General features: G+C 62.5%; 12 protein-coding genes, 1 tRNA gene and 1 pseudogene. 1 reads left to right on the forward strand and 13 read right to left on the reverse strand.

Translation table 11 applies throughout. The annotated features are described in order from the left end of the window. Positions 1 to 509 precede the first annotated feature (509 nt). The 3 genes from QZX93_RS17350 to QZX93_RS17360 all read right to left on the reverse strand — a co-directional run bounded on the left by QZX93_RS17350 (position 510) and on the right by QZX93_RS17360 (position 1,642). A complete protein-coding gene (locus QZX93_RS17350) occupies positions 510 to 758 on the reverse strand; it encodes a DUF2442 domain-containing protein (protein ID WP_295390685.1) in 249 nt (82 codons plus the stop codon). Positions 759 to 760: 2 nt separating this feature from the next. Further along, positions 761 to 1,009, reverse strand: a complete 249-nt coding sequence (locus QZX93_RS17355) for a DUF4160 domain-containing protein (RefSeq protein ID WP_295390684.1) — start codon at positions 1,007 to 1,009, stop codon at positions 761 to 763. Between the two features lie 117 nt (positions 1,010 to 1,126). Beyond that, positions 1,127 to 1,642 (reverse strand): hypothetical protein, encoded by a 516-nt coding sequence (locus QZX93_RS17360; protein WP_295390683.1) that lies wholly within the window; start codon positions 1,640 to 1,642, stop codon positions 1,127 to 1,129. Positions 1,643 to 2,155: 513 nt separating this feature from the next. Here QZX93_RS17360 and QZX93_RS17365 point away from each other — a divergent pair. Continuing rightward, positions 2,156 to 2,440 (forward strand): addiction module protein, encoded by a 285-nt coding sequence (locus QZX93_RS17365; protein ID WP_295390682.1) that lies wholly within the window; start codon positions 2,156 to 2,158, stop codon positions 2,438 to 2,440. Positions 2,441 to 2,729: 289 nt separating this feature from the next. Here QZX93_RS17365 and rpoC read toward each other — a convergent pair whose 3' ends face one another. The 10 genes and pseudogenes from rpoC to tuf all read right to left on the reverse strand — a co-directional run. Then, a complete protein-coding gene (rpoC, locus tag QZX93_RS17370; protein ID WP_295390681.1) occupies positions 2,730 to 7,103 on the reverse strand; it encodes a DNA-directed RNA polymerase subunit beta' in 4,374 nt (1,457 codons plus the stop codon). Between the two features lie 87 nt (positions 7,104 to 7,190). Continuing rightward, the gene (gene rpoB, locus QZX93_RS17375) at positions 7,191 to 11,363 is read right to left on the reverse strand and encodes a DNA-directed RNA polymerase subunit beta (protein ID WP_295390680.1); all 4,173 of its coding nucleotides are present in this window, start codon (positions 11,361 to 11,363) and stop codon (positions 7,191 to 7,193) included. A 223-nt stretch (positions 11,364 to 11,586) separates the two neighbouring features. Continuing rightward, a complete protein-coding gene (gene rplL / locus QZX93_RS17380; protein ID WP_295390679.1) occupies positions 11,587 to 11,964 on the reverse strand; it encodes a 50S ribosomal protein L7/L12 in 378 nt (125 codons plus the stop codon). A gap of 42 nt (positions 11,965 to 12,006) precedes the next feature. Then, on the reverse strand, positions 12,007 to 12,534 hold the full coding sequence (gene rplJ / locus QZX93_RS17385; protein ID WP_295390678.1) for a 50S ribosomal protein L10: 528 nt from the start codon (positions 12,532 to 12,534) through the stop codon (positions 12,007 to 12,009). A 273-nt stretch (positions 12,535 to 12,807) separates the two neighbouring features. Next, entirely contained in the window at positions 12,808 to 13,500 is a 693-nt protein-coding gene (gene rplA, locus QZX93_RS17390; protein WP_295390676.1) for a 50S ribosomal protein L1, read from the reverse strand. Between the two features lie 2 nt (positions 13,501 to 13,502). Continuing rightward, the gene (gene rplK, locus QZX93_RS17395; RefSeq protein ID WP_295390675.1) at positions 13,503 to 13,937 is read right to left on the reverse strand and encodes a 50S ribosomal protein L11; all 435 of its coding nucleotides are present in this window, start codon (positions 13,935 to 13,937) and stop codon (positions 13,503 to 13,505) included. A gap of 282 nt (positions 13,938 to 14,219) precedes the next feature. Next, a complete protein-coding gene (gene nusG, locus QZX93_RS17400; protein ID WP_295390673.1) occupies positions 14,220 to 14,753 on the reverse strand; it encodes a transcription termination/antitermination protein NusG in 534 nt (177 codons plus the stop codon). A gap of 2 nt (positions 14,754 to 14,755) precedes the next feature. Then, positions 14,756 to 15,133: a preprotein translocase subunit SecE gene (gene secE, locus QZX93_RS17405; RefSeq protein WP_295390670.1), complete on the reverse strand. Its 378-nt coding sequence runs from the start codon at positions 15,131 to 15,133 to the stop codon at positions 14,756 to 14,758. A gap of 43 nt (positions 15,134 to 15,176) precedes the next feature. After that, positions 15,177 to 15,252, reverse strand: a tRNA-Trp gene (locus QZX93_RS17410). A 68-nt stretch (positions 15,253 to 15,320) separates the two neighbouring features. Beyond that, positions 15,321 to 15,483, reverse strand: a pseudogene (tuf, locus tag QZX93_RS17415) (elongation factor Tu); the annotation flags it as partial.

A 15,483-nucleotide genomic window follows, 5' to 3' on the forward strand; every position in this document is an offset into this window, starting at 1 on the left:
CACATCAACCCCAGACCCGGAATCCCTCGTCATTTCCCGCCAGGACTGGCAATGCGTGCTGGATCAACTGGCCTCGACTCCCTGAAATGGCCAAAGTCGAGCTTTACACCTCGCCTGCTTTCGTGCCTACGCATCGACGCGTCCGTTACCGTTCGCGCCGCAAGGCTCAATACTGGGCTCGCGGCTCACGATTACCCAGGTGGGATTTGCACCCACTAGACTACGCGACATTGCCAAGCCGCACTGGCCCCTTATCCCTAGCTCTTTATTCCTAGGCGACATCTTGCAGCAAGTTTGCGTAATCCCTGCCGGATGTTGGAGATGGCAAAGGCTTCTGATCACGCTTGTACAAAACTATCGCTTCATCAACGATTTGGCAAAGTTCCTCAAAAACGAGTTTCTCGTTATCGCCGTGACAGCCCCGAAAATCAATCCTGGGCAACTCCCAACATAGCAATTGTCCTCTTCTGACCATTCCACGATCTTAGCGTAACGCGCACTATCTTTCATTAGGGCATTTCTTCGCCATGCTGCCAAAGCTCATGCTCACTGAGATCAATTTCTGAGTTCCATGAAACTGCGTAACCGCCTGGCTCTATCGAGACATTCTTGAAAAAAGCGCTGTTTTTCAGCGGCGCAAACATTTCGCGGCCCATTAATCGATGCGTGTCGTATTTTTTCTTTTTTCCATTCGAGAATGTGACCAAGAGCAGATGGTCGTCGAATGGTATGACACTTTCGATTCGTGGAGAACTCATGACTATTGCAGCGGCGGCAATTTACGGAATTCTTGGCTTTCCCATATCTGCTTGAGTTCTTTTTGATAGGCTTGAGCCCACTCAGAAACCAGTTTTCTTGCCCTGTCTGGTAGATCGCCTTCGATCACTTCCAAAGTCTCGATATTGAAAACGGCGTTGTGTTCGCCATAAACTGCGTGAAAATGGGGCGGAGGATGGTCGCCGAAAAATATCTTGATGATGATTCCGTAAAAACGTGCGATTTCTGGCATTCGTCTGATCTCTCTGCTTGCCCTCAGCCGTAAGGACGCCGGTTACCCGGCGCCCCTACGGCCGAGGCTATGCTTCTTGTTCCGCGTGAATTAAGTATACTGTCCCCGGAACTCCTTCTATTCGTGGAAATCGTTGTCTGTCCTCAGCTTCCGCTCTTTATTCCCGCCGACCAGGGAGCAGCTATGCTCGGTCGGGGAAACATACATGAACTCTACACTCACCTCTTTACACGCTTCCCTGGACTCGGATAGTGCCCATGAGGTCATACGCTCCTCGGGAGTCGGGGCTGTATCGATGACCATCATGACAGGGACGAACGACGCGTTGCGCTGCTGTGCCTCTTGTCGATGAGCGGCCAGCTTATTAATGTCCCGGATGATCTCGCCTGACCGAAGTCTCGCCCCTTGCCGCTCAGAAGCCTTAACTTCTATCGCGAGGAGTAGTGCCGCCATCGTGCACTCAGCATTTCGCCTGCGCCAGTCCGATTTTATCCTGCGAGAGAAAAGACATACGTCGGGAATGGGCTCGAATCCGCCGCGAAAATTCTCGTGCTTCCGAGCATCCAATTCGCGGAATAGGTCTGACACGGGATCGTCGATCCACATCTTCACATTCATGCCGATCTGTTCCAACGGAACACCGCCATACGTGCGAAGACAGTGGTATACCATAGCCTGATAGTGTAGCTCCGACCCCAGAACCAGCCTCACTTCTGAAACGATGTGCGGCCACGCTTGAACGAGGTACCTAATAGCTTCGGACTGATTCTTCATTGGTGCCTAACTAGATTTCGCCGGACAAACTACCTCATAAACCGGTGGGTGTGGCGTAGTGGATCAAAATTTTCCCGGTTTGTCAACCCTCTGGCCGCGGCCTCGTGCTGCACCGTTAGTGTGTGATGCCGCAAGATTGCGGCATCACGCATTAACGGCGATGTTGCTTGCCGCCTAAACCCGAACTTCGCGCTGCGGTAGCGAGAAAGGAATATTCTCATAAACAAGAGGGTGGGGGAGCGGATTCCGCCTAATTCGGTGAGCTGGTACGCCAAATTTGAAGATTTGGACCCAAGTCCAGTGATCTACAATTCAACGCACCGCTCGACGTGGCCGCCGATCTAGGCCAATTTCCTGTGAGGAGTATATTTGATGCCAATGCTTGAAGAAGTCTTGGATAGTGCGCTCGGCTTGGCGGTCGAGGACCGCGCAGTGGTCGCTGAGCGGCTCTTGGCGAGCCTCGACGATCTCGACGAGCGTGAGACGGACCGGCTCTGGGGCGATGAGGTGCAGCGGCGGCTCGCCGCATTTCGCACGGGTAAAGCGCGGGCACGGCCTGCGGAAGACGTGTACGCGCGGGCAGAGCGGCTCTTGAACCTACATCCCGCAATTGCTCACGCCAAGGCGCCAAGCTCGCCAAGAAATATAGTAGGGTAAGCGAAATCACCAGCTTATTCGCCGGGTGAATAGCTCAAGGCAGATAAGATGCTGAAAAACCTTGGCGAGCTTGGCGCCTTGGCGTGACAACTGCCCTTTCTAGGTTGAATGTGTGATCTTGGCGGTCGCGCACGGGAGTCGGCGGCCAGCGTATTGGACCGACCGTGTTAACCCGCAATAGACAAAGACTCTCCGTTTTCCAGGATCAACGCCACCCACAAAAAAAAAAGCGGCCCGGAGGCCGCTTTTTTTCTACCAACCGCAGGGGCGGGACGCCCCCGCTCCTTTGCTACCCCGCATCCGAGGTGTTGAGCGCCTTCTTGAGCGCCTCAGACAGTTCCTCGCTGTCCATCTCGACCTTGCCGGAGGCACGATCCTCCTCGCGGCGCAGGCGCTTGCGCTCGTTGTGGTAGGCCAACCCGGTCCCGGCGGGGATCAGGCGGCCGACGATGACGTTTTCCTTGAGGCCAGTCAGGCGGTCGTTTGAGCCGCGCACCGCGGCCTCGGTCAGCACCCGGGTCGTCTCCTGGAAGGAGGCGGCGGAGATGAACGACTCGGTGGCCAGCGACGCCTTGGTGATGCCGAGCAGCAAGGGCTCGTAGAGCGCCGGTTGCTTGCCCTCGGCCTCGACCCGCGCGTTCTCGTCCATCATCGCGGCATGTTCCACCTGCTCGCCGCGCAAGAGCCGCGTGTCCCCGGGGGAGATGATCTCGACCTTGCGCAGCATCTGGCGGACGATGACCTCGATGTGCTTGTCGTTGATCTTCACGCCCTGGAGGCGGTAGACGTCCTGGATTTCCTTCACCAGATACTCGGCCAGCGCCGTGACACCCTTGAGCCGCAGGATGTCGTGGGAGGCCAGTTCGCCGTCGGCGATCACCTCGCCGCGCTCCACGCGCTCGCCCTCGAACACGTTGACGTGGCGCCACTTGGGGATCAACTCCTCCACCGTCTCGCCGTCGTCCTTGGTGATCACCAGGCGCTGCTTGCCCTTGGTGTCCTTGCCGAAACTGATGGTGCCGCTAGCCTCCGCCAGCAGCGCCTGTTCCTTGGGCTTGCGCGCCTCGAACAGGTCCGCGACGCGCGGCAGACCGCCGGTGATGTCGCGGGTCTTACTGGACTCCTGCGGGATACGCGCCAGGATGTCGCCAACGCCCACCTGGGCCGCATCCTCCACGCTGACGATCGAGTTGGCGGTGAGGAAATAGCGGGCGGGCAGGTCGGTACCGGCGATGTTGAGTTCCTTGCCGTTTTCGTCCAACAGCTTGATCATCGGGCGCAGGTCCTTGCCGGTGGCCGGGCGCTGCTTGGGATCGATGACCACGCGCGAGGTGAGTCCAGTCACGTCGTCCACCTGGCCCTGCACGGTCACGCCCTCGATGAAGTCCTCGAATTCGAGCTTACCGGCCACCTCGGTCACCACCGGATGGGTATGCGGGTCCCAGTTGGCCACGACATCGCCGCCCTTGACCAGGTCGCCGTCACCGGCCCGCAGGGTGGCGCCATAGGGGACCTTGTAGCGCTCCTTCTCCAGCCCCTTGTCGTCGACCACCGTCAACTCGCCGGAGCGCGACACGGCGACCAGGTTGCCTGAGTGGTGCCGCACGGTCTTGATGTTGTGCAGCCGGATGGAACCGCCGTTCTTGATCTCGATACTGCTGACCGCCGCCGTCCGCGAGGCCGCGCCGCCGATGTGGAAGGTCCGCATGGTGAGCTGGGTACCCGGCTCGCCGATGGACTGGGCGGCGATGACACCCACCGCCTCACCCATATTGACCCGATGCCCGCGAGCTAGATCGCGACCATAGCACTGGGCGCAGACGCCGATGCGGGCCTGGCAGGTGATGGGCGAACGCACCCGCAACTGGTCGATACCGGCCACCTCGAAGCGCTCCACCATCGACTCGTCGAGCATGGCGCCGGCGGCGCAGATCAGCTCGTCGGTGCCCGGACGGTAGACATCGGCGGCCACCACGCGGCCCAGTACCCGCTCGCGCAGTGGCTCGACCACGTCGCCGCCCTCGATGACGGGTGACATCAAGAGCCCCTTCTCGGTGCCGCAGTCCGTCTGGAGGACCACCATGTCCTGCGCCACGTCCACCAGTCGGCGGGTGAGATACCCGGAGTTGGCGGTCTTCAGCGCGGTGTCCGCCAGACCCTTACGGGCGCCGTGCGTGGAGATGAAGTACTGGATGACGTTCAGACCCTCACGGAAGTTCGCCGTGATGGGGGTCTCGATGATGGAGCCGTCGGGCTTGGCCATCAGCCCGCGCATCCCGGCCAATTGCCGGATCTGGGCGGCCGAGCCGCGAGCGCCGGAGTCCGCCATCATGTAGATGGAGTTGAAGGTGTCCTGCGTCTTGCCGGTGGGCACCGACTCGGTGGAATCGGCCGGCAACTCGCCGCGGCGCGAAATCTCCAACAGCGCCTTGGACCGCGCATCAAAGGCCGCGTGGTCGATCTCTCCGGCCTTGAACTGCGCATGCAGCGCCATGAGGTGATCGCGAATCCATTCGGCGAAGGCCATGTCGGGGTCGAGCTTGACCTCTTGCTTACCCAGTTTGCCCATCATGGACTTGGCGACCTGGTCGTTGGTGTGCGACCAGATGTCGATGACCTTGTTATAGCGCTCGCCGTTGGTGACGAGACCCGAGGCGTATTGCTCCTCGATCTCCTTCACCTGGCGCTCGGCCTCGGCCAGGATGGCGGGCTTCTCCTCCGGGACCGCCATGTCGTCCAGGCCGATGGATACACCCGAGCGGGTGGCCATGCGAAAGCCCATATACATGACCTGGTCGGCAAAGACCACGGTCGGCTTGAGGCCCAAGCGGCGGTAGCAGGTGTTGATGAGCTTGGAGATGGCCTTCTTGCCCAGCGCCCGATCCACCAGGTCGAACGGCAGCCCCTCGGGCACGATGGCGAAGACCAGCGCGCGACCGAGCGTCGTGCGCTTGATGCTGACCACTTCATGCAGGGTGCCGTCTTCCTCCTTGATCACCTCACGGATGCGGATGCGGATCCGCGCCTGGAGGTCCGCGTGCCCGGTCTCGTAGGCGCGCCGCGCCTCGTCGATATCGGCGAAGACGCTGCCCTCGCCCTTGGCGTTGACCCGCTCGCGAGTGGTGTAATAGAGCCCGAGCACCACGTCCTGGGACGGCACGATGATGGGTTCGCCGTTGGCGGGCGAGAGGATGTTGTTACTCGCCATCATCAAGGCGCGGGCCTCGATCTGCGCCTCCAGCGACAGGGGCACATGCACGGCCATCTGGTCGCCGTCGAAGTCGGCATTGAAGGCGGTACACACCAGCGGGTGGAGCTGGATCGCCTTGCCCTCGATCAGCACCGGCTCGAAGGCCTGGATACCCAGTCGGTGCAGGGTGGGGGCGCGGTTGAGCATCACCGGGTGCTCGCGGATGACCTCCTCGAGGATATCCCAGACCTCAGGGGTGCCGCGCTCCACCATCTTCTTGGCCGCCTTGATGGTGGCCGCCTGGCCGCGCAGTTGCAGCTTGCTGAAGATGAAGGGCTTGAAGAGCTCCAGGGCCATCCGCTTGGGCAGACCGCACTGGTGCAGGCGCAGCGTCGGGCCGACCACGATGACCGAGCGCCCGGAGTAGTCCACGCGCTTGCCGAGCAGGTTCTGGCGGAAGCGCCCCTGCTTGCCCTTGATCATGTCCGCCAGCGACTTCAACGGGCGCTTGTTGGTGCCGGTGATGGCCCGACCGCGACGGCCGTTGTCCAGCAGGGCGTCGACCGCCTCCTGGAGCATGCGCTTTTCGTTGCGCACGATGATGTCCGGGGCCACCAGGTCCAGCAACCGCTTGAGCCGGTTGTTGCGGTTGATGACGCGCCGATACAGGTCGTTCAGATCCGAGGTGGCAAAGCGCCCACCGTCGAGCGGCACCAGCGGGCGCAGCTCCGGCGGCAGCACCGGCAACACCGTTAGGATCATCCACTCGGGGCGGTTGCCGGAGTCGATCAGCGACTCCATCAGCTTGAGCCGCTTGGCGAGCTTCTTGATCTTGGTCTCTGAGTTGGTGGTCTGGATCTCCTCGCGCATCCGCCGCACTTCGGCCTGGACGTCGATGGTGCGCAGCAGTTCGTAGACCGCCTCGGCACCCATGCGGGCGTCGAACTCGTCCCCGTTCTCCTCCAGGGCCTCCAGATACTGCTCGTCCGTCAGCAACTGGCCCCGCTCCAGGTTGGGCACCATGTTGGGGTCGATGACCACGAAGGACTCGAAATACAGTACGCGCTCGATATCGCGCAGCGTCATGTCGAGCAGCAGACCGATGCGCGAGGGCAGGGACTTCAGGAACCAGATGTGCGCCACGGGGCTTGCGAGATCGATGTGCCCCATGCGCTCACGGCGCACCTTGGCCAGCACCACCTCGACGCCGCACTTCTCGCACACCACGCCGCGGTGCTTCAAGCGCTTGTACTTGCCGCAGACGCACTCGTAGTCGCTGATGGGGCCAAAGATCTTGGCGCAGAAGAGCCCGTCGCGCTCCGGCTTGAAGGTGCGGTAGTTGATGGTCTCCGGCTTCTTGACCTCGCCGAAGGACCACGACCGGATCATCTCGGGGGAGGCCAGTCCGATCTTGATCGCATCGAACTCCAGGGCCTGACCCTGCTGCCTGATAATCTTGAGAAGGTCTTTCATTTCACGATCTCCCAGCTTGACGTAGGAGGCCCGCCCGCGGGCCGATTGGTCGCGTGAGTCGCGGCGGGGTCGCCGCCGCTCCTACGTTCAATCCTGTTCCAGTTCGATGTTGATCCCGAGCGAGCGGATTTCCTTCACCAACACGTTGAAGGACTCCGGCATCCCGGCCTCCATGCGGTGGTCGCCGTCGACGATGTTCTTGTACATCTTGGTGCGTCCGTTCACATCGTCCGACTTCACCGTGAGCATCTCCTGCAGGGTGTAGCCGGCGCCATAGGCCTCCAGTGCCCAGACCTCCATCTCACCGAAGCGCTGACCGCCGAACTGCGCCTTGCCGCCCAGCGGTTGCTGGGTCACCAGGCTGTAGGGGCCGGTGGAGCGGGCATGCATCTTGTCATCGACCAGGTGGTTGAGCTTGAGCATATACATGTAGCCCACCGTGACCGGGCGCTCGAAGGCGTCACCGGTGCGGCCGTCGCGCAGCAGACTCTGGCCGCAGGGGATGCCCTGGGCGCTGTTGTCGCGCTCGGCGAGTGCCAGCATGTAGCGGATCTCGTCCTCCGTGGCGCCGTCGAAGACCGGGGTCGCCAAGGGCACGCCCTTCACCAGGTTGCGCGACAGGTCCAGGATCTCCTCGTCGCTGAAGCTCGCGAGATCCTCCTTGCGGCCGCTGGTGTTGTAGACCTTGTCCAGGAACTCGCGCAGCTCGGCCACCGCGGTCTGGGACCGCAGCAGGCGCTCGATCTTCACGCCCAATCCATTGGCGGCCCAACCCAGGTGGGTCTCCAGGATCTGCCCCACGTTCATACGCGAGGGCACACCGAGCGGATTCAGCACGATGTCGACCGGCACGCCGTCGGCGGAGAAGGGCATATCCTCCACCGGGACGACCTTGGAGACCACGCCCTTGTTACCGTGGCGCCCGGCCATCTTGTCACCCGGCTGGATGCGGCGCTTGACCGCGACATAGACCTTGACCATCTTGAGCACGCCTGGGGCCAAATCGTCCCCGGCGGCGATCTTGCGCTTCTTGACCTCGTAGCGGTCGCGGAACTCCTCGCGCTGCTGTTTGATCTGGTTGGCGACGGCCTCCAGTTGCAGGGCGACTTCCTCGCTGTGCATCCGGATCTCAAACCACCGGTCGCGCGATCCCTTCTCGGTGATGTCCTGCAGATAGGTCTTGGTGATCTTGGCCCCGGGCTTCAGCGTCCCCGGGCCGCCATCGGCGACCTTGCCGATCAGCATCCGCTCCACGCGCTGGAAGGTGTCGTTCTCCATGATGCGCGCCTGGTCCGCGAAGTCCTTGCGCACCCGATCGAGTTCCTGGTCCTGGATCTGCTGGGCGCGCGCGTCGCGTTCCACCCCGTCGCGGGTGAAGACCTGCACATCGACCACGGTGCCGGTCATGCCCGAGGGCAGACGCAGCGAGGTGTCCTTCACGTCGGAGGCCTTCTCACCGAAGATCGCCCGCAGCAGCTTTTCCTCAGGGGTGAGTTGGGTCTCGCCCTTGGGCGTGACCTTGCCCACCAGGATGTCGCCGTCGCGCACCTCGGCACCCACATAGACGATGCCCGACTCGTCCAGCTTGGCCAGGGCCGACTCGCCCACATTGGGGATATCGGCCGTGATCTCCTCCGGCCCCAGCTTGGTATCCCGCGCCAGGCAGGTCAGTTCCTCGATGTGGATGCTGGTGAAGCGATCCTCTTGGACCACCCGCTCCGAGAGCAGGATCGAGTCCTCGAAGTTGTAGCCGTTCCAGGGCATGAAGGCGACCCGCAGGTTCTGGCCCAGGGCCAGTTCGCCCATGTCGGTGGAGGGACCGTCAGCCAGCACGTCGTCCTTGGCGATGCCGTTGCCCGGCCGCACCAGCGGACGCTGGTTGATGCAGGTGTTCTGGTTGGAGCGGGTGTACTTGGTCAGGGTGTAGATATCGACACCCGGCACCCCCGGCTCGGCCTCCTCGTCGTTGACCCGCACCACGATGCGGGCGGCGTCCACCGACTCGATCACGCCACCGCGGCGCGCCCGCACCACCACGCCCGAGTCCTTCGCCACCGCCCGCTCCATGCCGGTGCCCACCAGGGGCTTTTCGGCGCGCAGCGTCGGCACCGCCTGGCGCTGCATGTTGGAGCCCATGAGCGCGCGGTTGGCGTCGTCGTGCTCCAGGAAGGGGATGAGGGAGGCCGCCACCGAGACGATCTGCCGCGGGGAGACGTCCATGTACTGGACCTCGTCCGGGGTCTTCATGGCGAACTCGTTCGCGTGCCGGCAGGACACCAGGGCATCGGTCAGGTTGCCATCGCCGTCCAGGGTCGCGTTGGCCTGGGCGATGACGAAGTTGCCCTCCTCGATCGCGGAGAGATAGTCGATCTCCATGCCGGCGCGCCCAGCCTCCACCTTGCGGTAGGGGGTCTCCAGGAAACCGTACCGATTGGTGCGGGCATAGACCGCGAGCGAGTTGATCAGGCCGATGTTCGGGCCTTCAGGGGTCTCGATCGGGCAGACGCGGCCGTAATGGGTGGGGTGAACGTCACGCACCTCGAAGCCGGCACGCTCGCGCGCCAGGCCGCCGGGGCCGAGGGCAGAGACACGTCGCTTGTGGGTGACCTCGGAGAGCGGATTGTTCTGGTCCATGAACTGGGAGAGCTGGCTGGAGCCAAAGAACTCCTTGATCGCGGCCGACACCGGTTTGGCGTTGATCAACTCCTGCGGCATCAGCCCCTCGGACTCGGCGAGCGACAGGCGCTCCTTGACCGCGCGCTCCACCCGCACCAGCCCGACCCGGAACTGGTTCTCGGCCATCTCGCCCACGCAGCGGATGCGCCGATTGCCCAGATGGTCGATGTCGTCGACGGTGCCGCGGCCGTTGCGCAGCTCCACCAGCACCTTGAGTGCATCAAGGATGTCGGAGGTATCCCCGTTGGCGGCGCGCAATGCGACCGAGAAGGCGTCGGTCCGGCCACGGAAATAGCGCCCGTCGTAGAGCACCCCGGGGCCCTCTTCCTCGGGCCGGCCGAGCCGCCGGTTGAACTTCATGCGCCCGACCGCGGACAGGTCATAGCGGTCCGGGGTGAAGAACAAGTTGTGGAATAGGTTCTGGGCCGCGTCCTTGGTCGGCGGCTCGCCGGGGCGCATCATCCGGTAGATCTCGACCATGGCCTCCAGCTCGGTGGTCGAGGGGTCGATGCGCAGGGTCTCGGAGATATAGGGTCCCTGATCCAGGTCGTTGACGAACAGCGTCTCGACCTGATCGATGCCCTTGGCGACCAGGAGCGCCATCAGCTCGCGGGTGAGCGCCGTGTTGGCCTCGGCGATGACCTCGCCGGTGGCGGTGTCGACCTGGGCCCGCGCCACGACGCGCCCGACCAGGAAGTCCGGCGGCACCTCCAGGCGCTCGATCCCGGCCTTCTGCAACTCGCGGATGTGCCGCGCGGTGACGCGCCGGCCGGCCTCCACGATGACTTGCTCGCCGATCTTCACGTCGAAACCGACGGTCTCGCCGCGCAGCCGCTCGGGCACCAGGTCCAGTGAGACCTCCTCGCCCGCGAAGCGGAAGGTGTCGGTCTCAAAGAAGAACTCGAGGATGTCCTCGACCCCGTAGCCCAGGGCGCGCAGGACGATGGTCGCCGGCAGCTTGCGCCGCCGGTCGATGCGCACAAATACGTTGTCCTTGGGGTCGAACTCGAAGTCCAGCCAGGACCCGCGGTAGGGGATCACACGTGCCGAGAACAGCAGCTTGCCCGAGGAATGGGTCTTGCCCTTGTCGTGGTCGAAGAAGACGCCCGGGGAGCGATGCAACTGCGAGACGATGACGCGCTCGGTGCCGTTGATGATGAAGGTGCCGGTCTCGGTCATGAGCGGCAGTTCGCCCATGTAGACCTCTTGCTCCTTGATATCCTTGACGACCTTGGCGCCGGCCGGCGCCTCCTTGTCGTAGATGACCAGGCGCAGCAGCACGCGCAGGGGGGCCGCGTAGGTCGCGCCGCGCAGGTGACATTCGCGCACATCGAAGGGCGGCTCGCCCAGGCGGTAGCTCACATATTCCAGCACCGCGTAGCCGGAGTAACTCTCGATCGGGAACACGGTCTTGAAGGCCGCGTGCAGGCCCTCGTCCACGCGCTTCTTGGGTGGCAAATCGGCCTGCAGGAACTCACGGTAGGACTCGATCTGGGTCGCCAGGAGGAAGGGCACGTCCAGGATCGTCGGACGTTTGCCAAAGTCTTTGCGGATGCGCTTTTTTTCGGTGAACGAATAAGCCATTATGCCTTCCCTCGAAAAACTTGATCGGACCCGGATGGAACCCGGATTCAGGACCGCCACGGGCGCGGCGCCGACGCCCCCAGGTTGGGGCAACCAGGACACCGGACGTATCGCCCTTGCAGTAATACGCTTACTGTGACTCTCAACCAAACGGCAAAAGGCCGGCGGCAAATCGCCGCCAGCCTAGTGAGTCCGCGAAGAGAGGTTGCGACGCAATGCGTCGTTACTTCACTTCGACGGTGGCGCCGGCCTCCTCCAGTTCCTTCTTGGCGGCTTCGGCATCGGCCTTGGACACGCCTTCCTTAATGGTGTTGGGGACGCCTTCAACGGCATCCTTGGCTTCCTTCAGCCCCAATCCGGTCAGCGCCCGCACCGCCTTGATCACGCCAACCTTGTTGGCGCCGAAGGAGGTGAGGATCACGTTGAATTCGGTCTGCTCTTCCACCACCGCGACTTCCGCGGGGCCGGCGGCGGGGCCGGCGACGACGGCGGCGGCGGCGGTCACACCGAACTTCTCTTCCATCATCGAGATGAGGTCAACCACCTCAAGCACGGTCATGTTACCGATCGCGTCGAGGATCTCTTCTTTCGAAACGGCCATTTGCCTGTCTCCTTAAATCACATTGCATTGAACGAGGCGCGCTTAAGCGGCCTCTTTGGCATCGCGAACTGCGGCGAGGGTGCGGACGAGTTTGCCCGGGACCTCGTTGATCGTCGCTGCAAGCTTCTGGACCGGGGCCTTCATGGTCGCCAGCAACAGGCTCAACGCCTGATTGCGGGTCGGCATCTTGGCCAGATCGCTAAGCTTGGAGGGGTCGAGCAATTTGCCCCCGACAGCCACCAGGCGTACCTGGAACTTGTCGTGCTCCTTGGCAAATGCCACTGCGACCCGCCCGACTGCACCCGGGTCTTCCTTCGCGAATGCCAGGATCAGCGGGCCAGTCAGCCCATCCTGCATACAAGCGAAGTCAGTCCCTTCCAGTGCGCGCCGGGCCAGGGTATTCTTGACCACCCGGACATAGACACCGACCTTGCGCGCCTCGACGCGCAACTTCGTGATCTGTCCGACGGTCAGTCCCCGGTATTCGGCCGCGACGGCCGAAAAGGCGCCCCGTGCGACTTCCGCAACTTCGGCGACGATTGCTTCTTTCTGCGCAAGATTGAGCGCCACTGTCGTCACCTCTCCAGTCAAGGTCCACCCGGCCGAATGGCCGGGTCGCGTTGTCGGTCAGTCGTTCCGTCGACCGCCGATAACGCCATGCAGTGCGCCGTCATCAGCAATGTGATTCGGGAGCACCGTCTGCGCAGGCGTCTCATGTCATTAAGGCACGGGCCCGGGTCCCTCCCGGGGCGCGCACCACCTGCGGTCTTTGACGGCTCCGAGCAAGTCGGTGCCCCAAAGAGCGGCCCGGCCGTCCACGGCCGGACCTCAAAGAAAATGCAACTAGATGAGTGACAGATGGTCCACGACGAGGCCAGGCCCCATGGTGGTCGACACCGTCACCTTGCGCATATAGATGCCCTTGGAGGTGCTCGGCTTGGCCCGCATCAGGTTCGCCAGCAGCGCCTCCAGGTTTTCGCGCAGCTTATCCGCGTCGAAGTCTACCCGGCCCAGGGGGCAATGAATGATGCCGCCCTTATCGGTGCGGTAGCGGACCTGCCCCGCCTTGGCGTTACGCACGGCCTCGGCCACGTCAGCGGTGACTGTACCGACCTTGGGGTTGGGCATCAGACCACGGGGGCCGAGGATCTTGCCGAGTTGACCGACGACCCGCATGGCATCCGGGGAGGCGATGACGACATCGAAGTCCATCTTGCCGCCCTTGATTTCCTCGGCCAGGTCATCGAAGCCGACCCGATCCGCACCGGCGGCGGTGGCCGCCTCGGCGTTGGCGCCCTGCGCGAAGACCGCGACCCGCACGGTCTTGCCGATGCCGTGGGGCAGCACGGTGGAGCCGCGCACCACCTGGTCGGACTTACGCGGGTCGACACCCAGGTTCACGGCCACATCGACGCTCTCGACGAACTTGACCTTGGCGAGTTCTTTCAGGAGACCGAAGGCCTCCACCGCCGGATACGGCTTGCCGCTTTGGACGCGCGCACGGATCTCGACTTGGCGCTTGCTTTGCTTCGCCATGATTAAATCACCCCCTCGACGTCCAGGCCCATGGAACGGGCACTGCCCGCGATGGTGCGCACCGCCGCGTCCAAATCGGCCGCGGTGAGATCGGGCATCTTGGCGTTGGCGATGGTCTCAAGCTGCTCACGCGTGACCGTGCCCACCTTGGTGATATGGGGTGTCGCGCTGCCCTTGGGCACACCGGCAATCTTCTTGAGCAGGATGGACGCCGGCGGGGTCTTGGTGATAAAGGTAAAGCTGCGATCCGAATAGACGGTGATGACCACCGGAATCGGCATGCCCTGCTCGAGCTCCTGCGTTCTGGCATTGAACGCCTTACAGAACTCCATGATATTGACGCCGTGCTGACCAAGCGCCGGGCCGACCGGCGGGCTGGGATTGGCGATGCCCGCCTTGACCTGCAACTTGATATAGGCGTTTATCTTTTTCGCCATTTCTCGTCTCCTGTGGGGTGCTGACGCCCGGGATTGACACCCAGGCTCCCCCGGTTAGTGCCCCGTGCCGGGGCCAATAAAGAATGATTGTCCGCAAATTAACGCAAATGAACGCAAATTAATCATTTGTCGAATAAAGCGTCCCTGGCGCCAGCGTCTCGAGTGAGCGGCCGCCGCACCATGCATTCTTCACTCTTATTTGCGTTCATTCGCGTTCATTTGCGGACAAAAACTTCTTCCAAGATATTTTTACCGAGCGATCCGTGCCGATTCGCGACTACTCTAGCCCTTTTCGACTTGGGAGAACTCCAGGTCCACCGGTGTCGAGCGGCCAAAGATCAGTACCGAAACCTTGACGCGGCTCTTGTCGTAATCGACATCTTCGACCACGCCGTTGAAGTCCGTAAAGGGTCCGTCGACCACGCGCACCACCTCGCCGGGCTCATAGAGCACCTTCGGCCGTGGCTTCTCGACGCCATCCTGCATCCGCTGAAGGATCGCGTCGGCCTGTTTGTCGGGGATCGGCGCCGGGCGGTCGCCGGTACCGCCGATGAAACCCATGACCTTGGGCACACTCTTGACCAGGTGCCAGGTCTCATCGGTCATGTCCATCTGCACCAGGACATAGCCTGGGAAGAATTTACGCTCGCTCTTGCGCTGCTGACCATTGCGCATCTCGACGACCTCTTCGGTCGGGACCAGGACTGACCCGAAGGCCTCCTCCAGACCCGCCCGTCGAACCCGCTCCTCGAGCGAACGCTTGACCTGACCCTCAAACCCCGAATAGGCGTGAATGACGTACCAACGCTTGGACAAGATCAGCCTCCTTGGCCTGTGAGAAACCTCAAGATGGCCATCAATACCGTATCGAACAGCCACAACACCAGGGCGACCACGACGACCATGGCCATCACCACCAAAGTGGTCTGGATGGTTTCCTGGCGGGTCGGCCAGACGACCTTGCGCACCTCCATCCGGGCATCGGCAATGAATTGCCAGAGTGCGCGTCCCTGCTCCGTCTGAAAGGCGATGGCCACTGCCGCGCCGGTGATGACAAGCAACCCCAGGACTCGCAGCAATCCCGACCAGGCGGCAAAGTAATAAAAAGCAAAGATGCCGACAATCAGCAACAATGCGGCACCAGCCAGCTTGGCTAGATCCAAGCTGGCGTCTTTGACCTCAACGGTTGATGTCATGGGTGACGGGTCGCCTCGGGGTGGGTAAGGGGCGATGGTTGTATGGCAGGCCAGGAGGGACTCGAACCCCCAACCTGCGGTTTTGGAGACCGCTGCTCTGCCAATTGAGCTACTGGCCTAAGAAACACTCCTTGGATTGGCGTCCAAGGCTTGGGCACGCCGGGATTGGCCCGGCGCCCCCTCCGGATTACTCCAGAATCTTCGCGACTACGCCGGCGCCGACGGTACGGCCACCCTCGCGGATGGCGAAACGCAGGCCCTCTTCCATGGCAATCGGGTTGATCAGCTTGATCACCATCTTCACGTTATCCCCCGGCATCACCATCTCAATGCCTTCCGGCAGGGTGCAG

It is taken from the genome of uncultured Thiodictyon sp. (assembly GCF_903946935.1).
Taxonomy (GTDB): Bacteria; Pseudomonadota; Gammaproteobacteria; order Chromatiales; family Chromatiaceae; genus Thiodictyon.

Coding starts and splice junctions, on each gene's coding strand:
- rplL (WP_295390679.1), bottom strand. CDS start 11,964: ATGGCCGTTTCGAAAGAAGAGATCCTCGACGCGATCGGTAACATGACC.
- rpoC (WP_295390681.1), bottom strand. CDS start 7,103: ATGAAAGACCTTCTCAAGATTATCAGGCAGCAGGGTCAGGCCCTGGAG.
- secE (WP_295390670.1), bottom strand. CDS start 15,133: ATGACATCAACCGTTGAGGTCAAAGACGCCAGCTTGGATCTAGCCAAG.
- QZX93_RS17355 (WP_295390684.1), bottom strand. CDS start 1,009: ATGCCAGAAATCGCACGTTTTTACGGAATCATCATCAAGATATTTTTC.
- rpoB (WP_295390680.1), bottom strand. CDS start 11,363: ATGGCTTATTCGTTCACCGAAAAAAAGCGCATCCGCAAAGACTTTGGC.
- QZX93_RS17350 (WP_295390685.1), bottom strand. CDS start 758: ATGAGTTCTCCACGAATCGAAAGTGTCATACCATTCGACGACCATCTG.
- rplA (WP_295390676.1), bottom strand. CDS start 13,500: ATGGCGAAGCAAAGCAAGCGCCAAGTCGAGATCCGTGCGCGCGTCCAA.
- QZX93_RS17365 (WP_295390682.1), top strand. CDS start 2,156: ATGCCAATGCTTGAAGAAGTCTTGGATAGTGCGCTCGGCTTGGCGGTC.
- rplK (WP_295390675.1), bottom strand. CDS start 13,937: ATGGCGAAAAAGATAAACGCCTATATCAAGTTGCAGGTCAAGGCGGGC.